At 59.7% G+C, this 13,079-nt stretch carries 13 protein-coding genes; 6 read left to right on the top strand and 7 right to left on the bottom strand.

Annotated elements, in window-relative coordinates:
• Positions 1-9 precede the first annotated feature (9 nt).
• The gene (locus G359_RS19090; protein ID WP_045837404.1) at positions 10-417 is read right to left on the bottom strand and encodes a hypothetical protein; all 408 of its coding nucleotides are present in this window, start codon (positions 415-417) and stop codon (positions 10-12) included.
• Between the two features lie 153 nt (positions 418-570).
• Between G359_RS19090 and G359_RS19095 the strand changes: the two genes are divergently transcribed.
• On the top strand, positions 571-1,416 hold the full coding sequence (locus G359_RS19095) for a lytic murein transglycosylase (protein WP_045837405.1): 846 nt from the start codon (positions 571-573) through the stop codon (positions 1,414-1,416).
• A 22-nt stretch (positions 1,417-1,438) separates the two neighbouring features.
• Here G359_RS19095 and fabF read toward each other — a convergent pair whose 3' ends face one another.
• The 4 genes from fabF to G359_RS19115 all read right to left on the bottom strand — a co-directional run bounded on the left by fabF (position 1,439) and on the right by G359_RS19115 (position 6,176).
• A complete protein-coding gene (gene fabF, locus G359_RS19100) occupies positions 1,439-2,737 on the bottom strand; it encodes a beta-ketoacyl-ACP synthase II (protein ID WP_256363871.1) in 1,299 nt (432 codons plus the stop codon).
• 188 nt (positions 2,738-2,925) lie between these two features.
• The gene (locus tag G359_RS19105; protein ID WP_045837407.1) at positions 2,926-4,467 is read right to left on the bottom strand and encodes a DHA2 family efflux MFS transporter permease subunit; all 1,542 of its coding nucleotides are present in this window, start codon (positions 4,465-4,467) and stop codon (positions 2,926-2,928) included.
• Entirely contained in the window at positions 4,460-5,713 is a 1,254-nt protein-coding gene (locus G359_RS19110; protein ID WP_045838251.1) for an HlyD family secretion protein, read from the bottom strand. The genes G359_RS19105 and G359_RS19110 overlap by 8 nt, the downstream gene beginning before the upstream one ends.
• On the bottom strand, positions 5,706-6,176 hold the full coding sequence (locus G359_RS19115; RefSeq protein ID WP_045837408.1) for a MarR family winged helix-turn-helix transcriptional regulator: 471 nt from the start codon (positions 6,174-6,176) through the stop codon (positions 5,706-5,708). Before G359_RS19115 ends, G359_RS19110 begins: the two co-directional genes overlap by 8 nt.
• Before the next feature lie 373 nt (positions 6,177-6,549).
• Here G359_RS19115 and G359_RS19120 point away from each other — a divergent pair, with 373 nt between their 5' ends.
• The 4 genes from G359_RS19120 to G359_RS19135 all read left to right on the top strand — a co-directional run bounded on the left by G359_RS19120 (position 6,550) and on the right by G359_RS19135 (position 9,270).
• Entirely contained in the window at positions 6,550-7,539 is a 990-nt protein-coding gene (locus G359_RS19120; protein WP_045837409.1) for a peptidoglycan-binding protein, read from the top strand.
• 8 nt (positions 7,540-7,547) lie between these two features.
• The gene (locus G359_RS19125; protein WP_045837410.1) at positions 7,548-7,904 is read left to right on the top strand and encodes a lysozyme inhibitor LprI family protein; all 357 of its coding nucleotides are present in this window, start codon (positions 7,548-7,550) and stop codon (positions 7,902-7,904) included.
• 138 nt (positions 7,905-8,042) lie between these two features.
• Positions 8,043-8,318 (top strand): hypothetical protein, encoded by a 276-nt coding sequence (locus tag G359_RS19130; RefSeq protein ID WP_245280091.1) that lies wholly within the window; start codon positions 8,043-8,045, stop codon positions 8,316-8,318.
• A gap of 79 nt (positions 8,319-8,397) precedes the next feature.
• Positions 8,398-9,270 carry an aldo/keto reductase gene (locus G359_RS19135; protein ID WP_045838252.1) on the top strand — a complete coding sequence of 291 codons (873 nt, stop codon included), beginning with the start codon at positions 8,398-8,400 and terminating at the stop codon, positions 9,268-9,270.
• Here the strand turns inward: G359_RS19135 and G359_RS19140 are convergent.
• Positions 9,245-11,248 (bottom strand): MDR family MFS transporter, encoded by a 2,004-nt coding sequence (locus G359_RS19140; protein ID WP_045837412.1) that lies wholly within the window; start codon positions 11,246-11,248, stop codon positions 9,245-9,247. The two genes, G359_RS19135 and G359_RS19140, sit on opposite strands and share 26 nt — an antisense overlap.
• Before the next feature lie 302 nt (positions 11,249-11,550).
• Between G359_RS19140 and G359_RS19145 the strand changes: the two genes are divergently transcribed.
• Positions 11,551-12,654, top strand: a complete 1,104-nt coding sequence (locus G359_RS19145) for a D-alanyl-D-alanine carboxypeptidase family protein (protein WP_045837413.1) — start codon at positions 11,551-11,553, stop codon at positions 12,652-12,654.
• A gap of 16 nt (positions 12,655-12,670) precedes the next feature.
• Here the strand turns inward: G359_RS19145 and G359_RS19150 are convergent, their stop codons facing one another.
• The gene (locus G359_RS19150) at positions 12,671-13,003 is read right to left on the bottom strand and encodes a hypothetical protein (RefSeq protein ID WP_156150848.1); all 333 of its coding nucleotides are present in this window, start codon (positions 13,001-13,003) and stop codon (positions 12,671-12,673) included.
• Positions 13,004-13,079: the final 76 nt, after the last annotated feature.

Here is a 13,079-nt window from a genome sequence, read left to right on the forward strand (position 1 = left end):
ACTGCCCCTTTATCGCCTGATCTCTTCTCGTGTTTGTAGCTGCTGTTCAGGCGCGATGCTTACATCCGCGGCCTGCGCGCTCTCCTCTGAAGCCGCGTGCTCCTGAAGAGGCGTGGGAATTTGTTGCGACCCGTTCAGGGCCCCTAAGAGTTCGTTGAAGCGCGATGCGTCGGCTTCCCCCTGTGGCCGATGCAGAAAGTCCGAAATCGGCGAGTCGTCTGCACATACCGAAATGCAGAAAACCAGGACGCCGACAATCAGCATCCCGCCCACCACTGCAGCGGCGTCGCTAAACGAGAATGGATCTGTCGTCGCGGCTCGGATCATCATCGCGGTCAGCCCTTCGAATGCGACGAGAATTAACTTGCTAGCGAACCGGAAGCTGTTCCCTGCGTAACATCCGGTATCAGGCCGCATCTCTGCGCCTTCTCTCTTGCACCTTGAAAAAGATAGCTTTTTTCCGCGCGGTGACATGCGCATTTGGCGATGCACGGAAGATGTGACAGTAAGGGCGCCATACGCACTGCCCGCCCGTCCGAACGATTTCCCCCTCCGAGCGAAAGAAGAAACATGCCGTCGACGTCTGCTGCGCCCATCAAGATCAGGCTGAACGCGATATGTCTGGTCGCCCTCTTGCTCGTCGGCACGGCCGGCGAAGCAGCGGCGGCTCAATGCGGCAGCGGGCCAGCCGGATTTCAAAGCTGGCTTCAGCGGTTCCGGCTTCAGGCAGCAGCGCAGGGCATCGGCTCGGGCACCGTTCTGTCGGCACTCTCCGATGTCACCTATGATCCCTCTATCATCCGCCTCGATCGCTCGCAGCGGTCATTCAAACTCAGCTTTCAGCAATTCTATGCGCGCCGCGTCGACAAGGCCCTGATCAACAAAGGCCGCGTTCTGATGCAGCGTCATCGAGCGCTGCTCGATCGCATCGAGAAACGCTTCGGCGTTCCGGGCGAGGTGATCATCGCGATCTGGGGCCTCGAAACGCATTACGGCGCCGACGCCACCGCCCGCTATTCGATCATCCGTTCGCTCGCGACCTTGGCCTACGATTGCCGGCGGAGCGAGTTCTTCACCGGTCAATTGCTCGACGCTTTGCGGATCGTCAATGAAGGCGACCTGACGCCCGCGCAATTGCGCGGCGGCTGGGCAGGCGAAATCGGCCAGACGCAATTTTTGCCGACGCCGTATATCCGTTTTGCGGTCGATTTCGACGGTGACGGCCACAAGGACCTGATCCACAGCGTGCCGGACATCCTTGCTTCGACGGCGAGCTTTCTCGCAGGCCACGGCTGGCAGCGGGGCGGCTCCTACGAGCCCGGTTCGCACAACTACGGCGTCATCGCCGAATGGAACAAGGCCGACGTCTACGACCGGACCATTGCGGCGATGGCCGATCAATTGCGCGGCGGCTAAGGACTGCCGCAACAATCGAAGGTCACGACCAGCGGCGGAAAATCACCGACGCATTGACTCCGCCAAAACCAAATCCGTTCGAAAGAGCGTATTCGATATCGCTTTTCCGCGCCTCCGAACCAATAAGATCTAGGCCTTCAGCTTCCGGATCCGGATCGGTGAGATTGAGCGTCGGCGGCAGCACGCCACTTCGCAACGCGAGAACGGAAAATATCGCGGCGAGGCCACCGGCAGCGCCGAGCAAATGGCCTGTTGCCGATTTAGTCGATGAGATCGCGGGCCCCCTGTTGCGTTTTGAAGCTATTCCCTGGCCGAACATGGTGCGTATCGCGGCAAGCTCGCCGCTATCGCCCACCTGCGTCGAGGTCGCGTGCGCATTGAGATAGCCGATGGCGTCAGGCGAAACGCCGGACATGGCGAGTGCATCGCGCATAGCCCTCAGTGCACCGCTTCCATCCGGTGGGCCTGAGGTGAGGTGAAAGGCATCCGCGCTCGTGCCGTATCCGGCGACTTCCGCAAGCGGAACAGCTCCGCGAGCCAACGCATGCTCTTCGCTCTCGATCACAAGCATACCCGCTCCCTCGCCCATCACGAAGCCGTCACGCGCCTTGTCGAACGGTCGCGATGCTTTTTCCGGCTCGTCGTTAAAGCCAGTCGAGAGCGCACGCGCTGCTCCAAATGCCCCGAGAGCGACTCTGTTGATGCACGCCTCTGCCCCACCACAAACCACGACATCGGCCTCTCCGCTGCGGATCAAGCGCAGGCCGTCGCCTATGGCCTGCAGGCTGGCCGCGCACGCCGTCACCGGCGCGCCGATCGGCCCCTTGAGACCAAACAAGATCGAGACGTTCCCGGCGGCGAGGTTGACGAGAAACGACGGAACCGTAAACGGCGAAAGCTTTTTCGCGCCGCGATTGTCGACCGTCCGCACCGCTTCAGTGATCGTGAGAAATCCGCCGATGCCCGACGCAATGACCGTTCCCGTTCGTTCGCGCGACCGCTCGTCTTGCGGGGCCCAACCGGCTTGCGACAGGGCCTGCCGCGACGCCTCGATCGCGAAATGAATGAAGCGATCCATTTTCTTGCGATCTTTGGCAGGAACCGCTGCCGCGAGATCGAAACCTTCCGGGTCTTCAGTAATATCGGGAACGACACCGCCGACTTTGCAATCGACATCCGGCACGATCGCTTCGTCCAAGCGACGTATTCCAGATTGACCGGCGATGAGACGCTTCCATGCCGCGTCCACGTTCGCTCCGAGCGGTGAGACAAGCCCCATGCCGGTTACCACGATCCGTGAACCTGTCTTTCGATCTGCCACAATCGTCCCTTTCCAAAATATTGATCTCGACAGCCCTGCGCGACACAGCACAGCTGAGGGCGATCGAACTGAGCACCATACATTATAATCATAATTCAAAATCGCAACCGGCTCCGGGAAGCGACACTGTCGGCACCGAAATTTCATAGAAAATCGGAAGCGCCTCTCGGAATTGTACTCCCCAGGCGCTATTCCATCACGACCGCATGGTCCCCGCCGGACGGCGGCGCAGCCTTGCGAAGCAGGAGCACGAGCGGGATCGCGCAGATCGTCAGCAGCATCATCAATTTGAAATCATCGATGTAGCTGATGATCGTCGCCTGCAATTGAATGAGCTGATCGAGCGCCGCGCGGCCGCTCGCCGTCCACGGGCTCATCGTATGCGCCACCGCAGCGCTGTCGAACGCACGGTTGGTCGCGGTCACGTGCGCGCCGAGGATCTCATGGTTGATCTGCACATTCCGCGTCAGAAGATATGACACGACCGATATGCCGACGCTCGATCCCACGTTGCGCGACAGGTTGTAAAGCCCGGTTGCGTCGGCGCGCGATTGCGGCGGCAGGGTCGCGAAGGTCACCGTCGTGAGCGGCACGAACAGGAAGCCGAGTCCCGCGCCCTGGACGAAACCCACCCACGCAATCGTGAATTCCGAAACGGCAGGCGTCCAGCCGGTCATTTGATACATCGCCCAAGCAGTCAGCCCGAGCCCGGCTATCAACAATAGGCGCGTATCGATGCGGCCCATCAAACGGCCGACGAGAAACATGGAGAGCATGGTTCCGACGCCGCGCGGCCCCATCACCAAGCCTGCCGTCACGACCGGATAGCCCATCAACGTTTGCAGATAGGGCGTCATCAACGCCATCGACGCGAGATACGTGACGCCGATGATGAAGATGAACAGCATCCCCACCGAGAAATTGCGATCGAGAAACAGCCGCGGATTGACGAACGACTGCTTCGCCGTGAACGTGTGGACGAGAAACACATAGAACGCCGACGCAGCGATCGTCGCTTCGACGATGATCTCGAGAGACGAAAACCAGTCGAGCTGCGAGCCGCGATCGAGAAATACCTGCACGGCTGCAATGGCGATGCTGAGACTGCCGAAGCCGAGCCAATCGAGTTTTGCATCGCTGCTCGTGGCCGTTTCCCTCATGAAGACCGAGATGCCCGCAAACGCCACCGCGCCGATCGGCACGTTGATATAGAAAACCCAGCGCCAGCTGAAATTATCGGTCAGCCATCCGCCGATCACGGGGCCGAGCACAGGCCCGACCATCACCGAAATGCCGAACAGCGCCATCGCCGAGCCACGCTCTTCCGGCGTGTAGATGTCGAGCAGAATGGATTGCGCGATGGGCACGAGCGCCGCGCCGAACAGGCCCTGCATCAGCCGGAACGAGACGATCTGCGTCAAGGATTGCGCCAAGCCGCACAGCACCGACGCGACGACGAAACCGGCGATCGCCGTCATCAGCACGCGCTGCCGGCCGAAGCGGTTGGCAAGAAAGCCCGACGGCGGCGTCATGATCGCGGCAGCGACGATATACGATGTCAAAACCCAGTTGATCTGGTCGGCACTCGCCGAAACGCTGCCCTGCATGTAGGGCAACGCGACATTCGCAATCGTCGTGTCGAGCGCCTGCATGACGACGGCGAGAATGATGCAGGCCGTGATCGCGCCGCGGTTGATGGGCCGCGACGCCGATTGCATAGCGTCAGCCACGATTGGCTCCAGAAGACCCAAAGAGGTCTGTCAGAAAAGTCGGGAACCCGCGCGGATGTCCCGTATCGACGTCCACTTCCACACTCATCCCGACGCGAAGTTGCGGCTTGCCCGGTTCGTTCTCGACGCGAACACGCATCGGAATGCGCTGCACGACCTTCACCCAGTTGCCGCTGGAATTCTCAGCCGGCAACAGCGAGAAGCTCGAAGCCGAAGCGGGGCTGATGCTTTCGACCGTGCCCGTCCACCGTTGGCCCGGATACGTGTCGACGGTCACAGTCACCTTCTGGCCCGGCTCGACGGATGTAAGCTCCGTCTCCTTCGGGCTCGCCTCCACCCACACATGATCGGTCGACACGATGTTGAACGCCGTCGCGGCGGCCGCAAGGTACTGCCCGGACTGCAGCGACGGAACGTTCGTCACGACACCCGCGAACGGCGCCTTCACGACTGTGTGCGAAAGCTGGCGCTGTGCCTCGCCGCGTGCCGCCAACGCATCCTTATAGCGCGGATGCTCTTCCACCGGCGCATCTGGATTGCCGTTGAGGTCCACCGCGATACCGTCAAGCTGCTGGTTCAGTGACGCAAGCTTTTGCTGTGACGCGATCAGCGTATTGCGCGCAGCATCGAGTGTCGCTTGCGCCGTGTAATTGTTGGCGGCGAGCTTCTGCTGACGCTCCACCGTCAAGTTATTGAGCGCAACATCGGCTTTCGCTTGCTCGATCTGCGCCTGCATATCCTTGTATTTCGTGCGCATCGCGAGAAGATCGTTCCGCACCATGCCGAGCTGGGCGTCCGCACGCTCGAGCGCCAATCTGAACGGTTCGTCGTCGAGCCTGAAAAGAACATCGCCCTTCGCGACGTTCTGGTTATCGCGAACGACGATGTCTTTCACGATGCCCGAGATATCATTCGAAACACCGACGATGTCCGCCTGAACATAGGCGTTGTCGGTCGACATGGTCGCCCCGCCGGTGACATAGAAATATCCGCCAACGACGAGAGCGACCGGCAACGCCGCAAAAAGCAGCCGTCGCTTCATCGATCTCTTTGTCTCCGCGGCGGACGCGGCAGCTGGTCGATCGGCGCTCTTCGTACCATCGCCGCGCCGCGATGAAGGTTCCAATTTCGCGACCTCTCCTGCCGCAACACGAGGCGCGATACGGCGCACGTTGTCGTCGCTCGTCCGCTCAGTCGCGGCCTCGGAAACAGCAGAACTTGAGTTGCTCTCGCTTGTGTTAGCCATGACTTGTCCGTTTCGGTTCCGCTGCCGGCGCTTCACACGCCTTCACCAAATTCTCGTGCATGCGTTGCAATGTCTTCAGAAGGTGTTCTCGGTCGGCATCGGAAATGCCTTTGAAAGCTTCAGCCCGCGTAGCGTCACCGATCACTTTCGCGAGCTGAATTTTCTCGTCAGCCGCAGGCAGTAGATGAAGAAGCCATGATCGCCTGTCCGTTGGATGCGGACGGCGCTCGATGAGTTTCAGGGCCTGCAGCTTGTCGAGGCTGCGCCCGAGAGTGATCGGTTCAACGTCAAGAAGATCGGCGAGCCCCGCCTGATTGATCCCCTCGTTGCTTGAAAGATAGACGAGCACCTTCCACTGCGGCAGCGTCAGCCCTGTTCCTTGAGAATTCTGCTCGAATCTCTTGCGCAGCAGCCGGGCGCACCCGTGCAGTAAAAATCCGACACTTGGAGCGTTTTTATCCATCTGAGACCAAGACGGCGAAAATAGTAAGCTTGCTTATTATAAGGTTGCTTCTAATGTAATCAAGGGCCACGCCCCGGAACGAGGATGAATTCCACAGTCCCAGTTGCAGCGGCGATCATCCTGTTGCTGGCCTGCCGCCCCAATCGCGCGCCTTATCCAAGCCGCCCGTTTTCCCCAGGGCTGGCGCAGGGGCGCACTAGGCGGCCACCGCGAGCAGGCCTAAGACATCGCCACGCGCCGCCGCCGTCACTCGTCGTTGTGCTCGATTGCGGCTTATGTCTGCTCATGTCAGAAAGTTCATGAGCAGACGGTCCGGTGGAGTCGGACTTGGCGTTCGAGTTTGCGGTGTTGTGTCTTGTGAAGAGTATCGCCTGTGAGCGTCGTTCGAAAAATCGCAGCGAGTTTTTCCAGCACGGCTGGAAGCTTCTTTCTTGCGTCGGTAACGGTGGGACTAGCCCTCGCCCTATACGCCGCAACAATTCCCGACAGCGCCTCGACACCCGCTCGAGCTGACGCCATCGCTTCTCCTCCGCTCGTCCGAGCCGAACCGAGCGTGACGGCATCTTTGTCACCGGATGTCGTGCAGGTCGGATCGATGGCTTTGACCAAACCGGTCGCGGCGACGGTTCCTTCCTCCGATCGCGGCGCACGTATACGACAGTTGCAGAAGGCCTTGGCGCGGGCTCAATGCTACAATGGCCCGATCAGTGGTATCTGGAGCGATTCATCCAAAGACGCGATGCGCGGTTTCGCTGCCTCGGTGAATGCTCAGCTTCCGGTCGACAGCCCGGATGACACCCTCGTAGCGCTCGTTGAATCCAACGAAACGGCGACCTGCGCTCGTGGACGCGCGGTCACAACGGGAACCTTGGGACCCGAAGTTCATCCTGCATCGCTTCAACAAACGCGTGAAGAAATTCCTGCCTCCGCAGCGGCGCTGAAGCCTTCAGCAGTTACCCAGCAACCGCCCACGGAAGAGCGAACGATGCTCGATCATCCCTGGGCGCGCGCCGAAATGCTGACGCTCCCGAAGGAAGACGCAGCAGCCCCGGCCCCGGCTCCAATCGAACGCCACGTCTCCGCGGTCAAAGTTTCGGCCAACGAACAGACGCTGACCAACGACCCGGCGCCTCCGTCGTCTTCCGCGATTCATTTCGAAGACAATAAAGCCCTTCCGCTTGATCCACCGAACGATCCGTCATTGGCCGCTTCGGTCTCCGATCCCGGCGCTCCGGCGGTTACTCCGCCCAAGCCGAAGAAAACAAAAACCGCCAAACGCAAGACGAGCGCCTATGACGACATGCAAACGTCGATCAGCAAGGGCTTCGACACGCTTCAACGCTCGCTCTCGTCGATGTTTTGAGGCTTCGGATGCAGTGGATCGCACGAACTGTTTTGGCGATCGCGATTGCTTCGTCATCAGCAGCGGCTAACGCCGGCGAGTACGCACCGCTCGACTGCAGCAAGGCAAAGTCATCATCCGAACGGACGATCTGCACCAACTACAGCCTCGGCCAAAGCGAAGCTCGGATGGCAACGCTGTTCGCGATTGCGACATCGCTCGTCGCCATGGGGCAGCGTGGCAATATCCAGGACGACCAGCGAACATGGCTGCAATCGCGTGAGTCCTGCGGCAAAGAGCTTGCCTGCCTGCGCAAGAGTTACGCTGCGCGCATAGAGCAGCTCGAAAACGTCATGGCAGGCATCGCCTCCCGCGGACCATATTGAGCACCGCTCCGTCCGCTCCCATATCCCACCGGAACGCACCTACCCTCTCGCGTTCATCGAGCCCGCGTCGTGCCCGCATGCACCTGCGCATTTGAGAGAATCCCCATGACGAAGTCCCATACCGCACAAATTTGTTTTATGACCGCCGCACTCCTTGCCGCCGCCAGCAGCTCGGCCCGAGCCATCGAATGCGATGAAGATTATCAGATCGTTCAGGGCCAGCCAGTTTCGACACCCTACTGCCGCGACAACTATCTCGCCGCCGTAGCACGCACCTACGGCTTCAAATACTCCGATAGCACCGTCCGCAACAACCCCGCCCGCAAAGAGGAAATCTGCAGGTTCATCGGCAGCGATATTCGCGTGCACACAGCATGTGAGGAAGTTCTGCCGGGTTCTAGCGACACCCGCTAGTTTGTTCGATACGGCACCGCAATTTTCGCGGCGCTCCGTATGCTACCAAGCTCGCCAACCCCAGACGAAAGAGAGAGCCATGTCCACAACCACAGCCACCAAAAGCCATTCCGGCACCTTCTCTATTGGCGGAGACATCCCGGTCAATCGCCTCGGGTTCGGCGCAATGCGCATCACCGGAAAAGGAATTTGGGGCGAACCGGCCGATAAGGAAGAGTGCTTGCGCACGCTTCGCAAACTTCCCGAACTCGGCGTCAATTTTATCGACACCGCCGACAGCTACGGACCGGAAGTCAGCGAACGCCTGATCCACGAAGCGCTTCATCCCTATCGCGGCCTAACCATCGCAACGAAGGCCGGTCTCGCTCGGACCGGTCCCGATGTGTGGGTTCCGCTTGGACGGCCGGAATATCTCCGGCAGGAAGTGCTGCTGAGCATCCGCCGGCTTGGCGTTGAACGCATCGACCTCTGGCAATTGCACCGCATCGATCCGAAAGTGCCGCAGAACGAGCAGTTCGAAGCGATCAAGGCGATGCAGAAGGAAGGCCTGATCCGCCACGTCGGATTAAGTCAGGTCAAGATCAACGAAATCGAAGCAGCCCAGAAATTCTTCAAGGTCGCGACCGTCCAAAACCTTTACAACCTCGGCGATCGCAGCAGCGAGGACGTGCTGGACTTCTGCGAGAAGCAGAACATCGGCTTCATCCCCTGGTATCCTCTAGCCGCTGGCGATCTTGCGAAACCGGGCTCGCGCCTTGAAGCGATCGCGAAAAAGCATAACGCGGTCCCGAGCCAAATCGCTCTCGCGTGGCTTTTGAAACGCAGCCCCGTCATGCTGCCAATTCCGGGAACGTCGAAGGTCAAACACCTCGAAGAGAACGTCGCCAGCGCAAACATAAACTTGAGCGAGGAAGAATTCTCCGAACTCAGCGAGCTGTCGAAGAAGAAGTAGCGGCAGGCGGTACCGGTGGCGAACTCGCAAATGAGTTCGCCATCTTTTTTAGCATCGCACGAACCTCCGGATGCTCATTCCGGTCCCAATCGTGCAACATGTGCCGGAGATCGTCTTCGCGCTGACGCAGCAGCCGGTCGTAAATCGATCGACCTTTGTCCGTGAGCTCGATGCTGCCACCCGCCTCGCGAGCCATGCCGGCAGCCTCCAGCCGGCTAAAAAGATGCGCCGGCCGCGTTTCCTTTGCACCGAGCTTCTTGCGAAGCTCTTCTTTCTCAGCTTTTCCGTTCCGCTCGCCCACGCGCGCAAGCAACCATAATTCATCCGGCTGAAGATCGGCGCCGAGCCGCGAGACGGCGGTCTGATAGACGCGCCAGCGATTTTCTCGCGCCGTGATGCGCTCGACGATCCGCTCCAATTCCGCGAGCGAAGTCGCGTCACGCGGAATGAGCAGAGGATCGGTTGACGGCTCGGACGTGATGCTGCTGCGAAGCGGTACTTCTTCGAGTGCGAAGGACAGCGCAAACGCCAGAAGCGCCAGCAACGACGCCGTGTGAAATACCGGATGCAGCGACGCGACGAAAAGCTTGTCGTAGGTAGCTTTGAGGTCTCCCGACAGCGCCAGGACCGCATCGGGGTTGGTCAGTGCCCCTGCAAGTTCGGGCGCGGTTGCCATCACCTTTTGCTGAAGCGTGTAGGCGAAGATCGCACCGAACATCGCAACGCCGACAACGCCGCCGATCGACCTGAAGAGCGTCGTCCCGGACGTCGCCACACCGAGCTGTTCGAAAGCAACAGCATTCTGCACGGCCATGACGAGTATCTGCATAACCATGCCCAGGCCAAAACCGAGAATGAGCATGTAAACAGACGCCGTGAACGGCGTGGTCTCGACAGTGATGCGCGACAATAGGAAGAGCGCCACCGTCATGATGCCGGTGCCGACGATCGGAAATATCTTGTAACGCCCGATGCGAGAGATGATCTGCCCGCTCGTGATCGATGTCAGGAACACCCCGATCATCATCGGCGTCAGATGCCAGCCGGCGTTTGTCGGGTCCAAACCCTTCACGATCTGGAAGTAGAGCGGCAGAAGCGTGATTGATCCGAAAAGCGCTAGACCAACGATAAAGCCGATCGACGCCGCGATGACGAACGCCCGGTTTTTGAAAAGCGATAGCGGCATCAAAGGATCGGGCACCTTCGTTTCGATGTAAATGAACGAGGCGAGCGACACGACGCCGAGCAATGAGAACGCAAATAGGCTGACGGGCGCTTCTCTGACGAGTGTCTCCCCGAGGCTCGTGACGATGACGAGTGCGGTAAGCGCCATACCAAGCAGCACGGCGCCCGCGTAATCGATATTGATTTCCGCCTTTTGCCGGTGTGGACGGAACGTCCGGTTGATGACGAAAAGCGCCAGAATGCCGAACGGCAGATTGATCAGAAATATCCAGCGCCAGGAAAATTGATCGACGATGAAACCGCCGATCAGCGGCCCGAGCACGGTGGACAGTCCAAAGATCCCGCCGAAAAATCCCTGATATTTTCCGCGTTCCCGCGGCGGCACGACGTCGCCGACGACCGCGACCGAGGTGACGATCAAGCCGCCGCCGCCCAAGCCCTGCAAGAGACGAAAGGCGATCATCTCCGGCAGGTTTTGCGCAATGCCGCAAAGCGCGGAGCCGACGAGAAAAATGATGACCGCGATTTGCAGGATCAGGCGGCGGCCGAAAAGGTCACCGAGTTTTCCATAAAGTGGCACGACGACGGTCGTCGCCAGCAGATAGGCCGTTACGATCCACGTGAGATGCGTCAACCCGCCGATATCGCGCACGATTGTGGGAAGCGCGGTTGCAACGATGGTTTGATCGAGGGAAGCGAGAAGCAGCACAAGCGAGAGGGCGAAAAAAATCGCCATCCGATCGCGGGTGCTGGTCTCGGGCCGATGCAGTGCTTCGGAACTTGTGTGCCGCATGATGCCGAAACGCCGAAGCTGTGATTATGTGGCGTATATATTTTCGAATGGGCACGATTTAAGCACGGCCTGTCAACCTCACTATTGCTCTCGAGCGCTCCAAGTGGAACCCGGGCAGATCGGGCCAAGTATCCCCTGCTGGCCCACGAGAATTGTGGATTTTTGAATCCCGCTCACCCGATTTAGCCGCAGGTAGCGCCGCACGAGCAACACAACTCTTCATAAGGTTGGCGCGAAATCGGGTTCGGTTGGCCCCCCGTCGCGAATATGGTAGCCGAACTCTGGTAATACTGAGGACATTCATGCGGTCACACGCAGCCGGCATCGTTGCAACAGTGTTGATTTGGCTGACGGCAATCCCGCCGGCATCAGCGAGTCCGACGCTGCTGTTCGAACCTGCGACGGGCAAAATCCTCTATTCCGAGGACGTTGACGACATCTGGCATCCTGCTTCCCTGACGAAGCTGATGACGTCCTACATCGCTTTCGAAGCCATCAAGGAAGGCAAGATCCATCTCGACGATAAGATCCCCTGCTCCCTCGTCGCGACCCTCCAGCCTCCGAGCAAGGTCGGCCTGAATGTCGGCGCCATGCTCTCGGTCGAGCAGGCCTTGAAGGCGGTCATCATCAAATCCGCCAACGACGTGACCGTGATGCTCGCCGAAGCGATTTCCGGAAGCGAAGCTGCCTTCATCGACAAGATGAACGCGACGGCCCGCCGCCTCGGCATGACGCATACAAATTTCGTCAATACGAACGGTCTGCCCGATCCAGGCCAGCTGACGAGCGCACGCGATATCGCCAAAATTGCCCGCGCCGTGGTCAGCGAATATCCACAGTACGCGAGCTACTGGGCGATGCCGGACATGCGCATCGGCAAGCGGCGGCTGGGCAGTCACAACGCGCTTCTGAAAACGTTTCCGGGAGCCGACGGCCTCAAGACCGGCTTCACATGCGATTCCGGATATAACGTCGTCGCTAGCGCCACGCGCGACGGTCGCCGTTTGATGGCGGTCGTTTTGGGCGAGTCATCCGGCAACGAACGGGCGGTCCGCGCCGCGAGCCTGTTGGAATACGGATTCCAGAACTACGATTGGAAGCAGATCTTCAACACGACGACCATTGACAACCTGCCCATGGACCCGAACGCCAGAGGCGTGGTCTCGGTACGTGATACCGTGGCGGCCTGGGGATGCGGCGGCCATAAGCGGCACATCGCGGGCAGAAGGCATAAATCGAAAAGCAAGCTCGCGGCCTCCAAGAACAAGAGTGCGAAAAAAGGCGGCGAACCAACCGGCGAAGCCCGCTCGGCACTGAAGGGTCCCGACTCCGAGGGAGCGTCGTCTTCAAGCCCATCAAACGGCTCGCCCCAACCGGAAGCCGCCGCCCAAGCGACCTCCGAATAAATCAGACTGACAGCCGCTAGACGATCAAGTCGAGCGGGCCCTGTCGAAAAATGCATCCCGGAGGCTGAGCCGTATCGGGCGGCGATGCCTGATCCGAACCGGCGCCATCGTCGTCGTTATCGTTATCACCGGGCACCCGGGGATTCTGTCCGCTCGTTCCGTCATCCGGAGTTGTTTCGGGATCGACGTCCGGACTGTCCTCTTTCGGCGACACACCTTGGACGAGTTCCATTCCGGCACAGCCGGGCAAATCGCAAGCGCGGGCGCGTACGCCTGTTGCAGCCATCACGACAACGCATGCAACAAACAGCATCCCGACACGCACCGCTGCCCTCGAAATCCAAATCATATCGATTTCGTCCTAGCTTTTATGCAGCTGTGAGGCGCGACGCCGGCTTACGCTACCTCCAGTTAACCAAACTCCG

This window comes from Hyphomicrobium sp. 99 (assembly GCF_000384335.2).
In the GTDB taxonomy this organism is placed as follows: domain Bacteria; phylum Pseudomonadota; class Alphaproteobacteria; order Rhizobiales; family Hyphomicrobiaceae; genus Hyphomicrobium_B.

Bases quoted from the DNA above. Each gene is read 5' to 3' on its own strand.
- G359_RS19090 (WP_045837404.1), bottom strand. From the start codon at position 417: ATGCGGCCTGATACCGGATGTTACGCAGGGAACAGCTTCCGGTTCGCT.
- G359_RS19095 (WP_045837405.1), top strand. From the start codon at position 571: ATGCCGTCGACGTCTGCTGCGCCCATCAAGATCAGGCTGAACGCGATA.
- G359_RS19110 (WP_045838251.1), bottom strand. From the start codon at position 5,713: ATGGCTAACACAAGCGAGAGCAACTCAAGTTCTGCTGTTTCCGAGGCC.
- G359_RS19115 (WP_045837408.1), bottom strand. From the start codon at position 6,176: ATGGATAAAAACGCTCCAAGTGTCGGATTTTTACTGCACGGGTGCGCC.
- G359_RS19125 (WP_045837410.1), top strand. From the start codon at position 7,548: ATGCAGTGGATCGCACGAACTGTTTTGGCGATCGCGATTGCTTCGTCA.
- G359_RS19130 (WP_245280091.1), top strand. From the start codon at position 8,043: ATGACCGCCGCACTCCTTGCCGCCGCCAGCAGCTCGGCCCGAGCCATC.
- G359_RS19135 (WP_045838252.1), top strand. From the start codon at position 8,398: ATGTCCACAACCACAGCCACCAAAAGCCATTCCGGCACCTTCTCTATT.
- G359_RS19140 (WP_045837412.1), bottom strand. From the start codon at position 11,248: ATGCGGCACACAAGTTCCGAAGCACTGCATCGGCCCGAGACCAGCACC.
- G359_RS19145 (WP_045837413.1), top strand. From the start codon at position 11,551: ATGCGGTCACACGCAGCCGGCATCGTTGCAACAGTGTTGATTTGGCTG.
- G359_RS19150 (WP_156150848.1), bottom strand. From the start codon at position 13,003: ATGATTTGGATTTCGAGGGCAGCGGTGCGTGTCGGGATGCTGTTTGTT.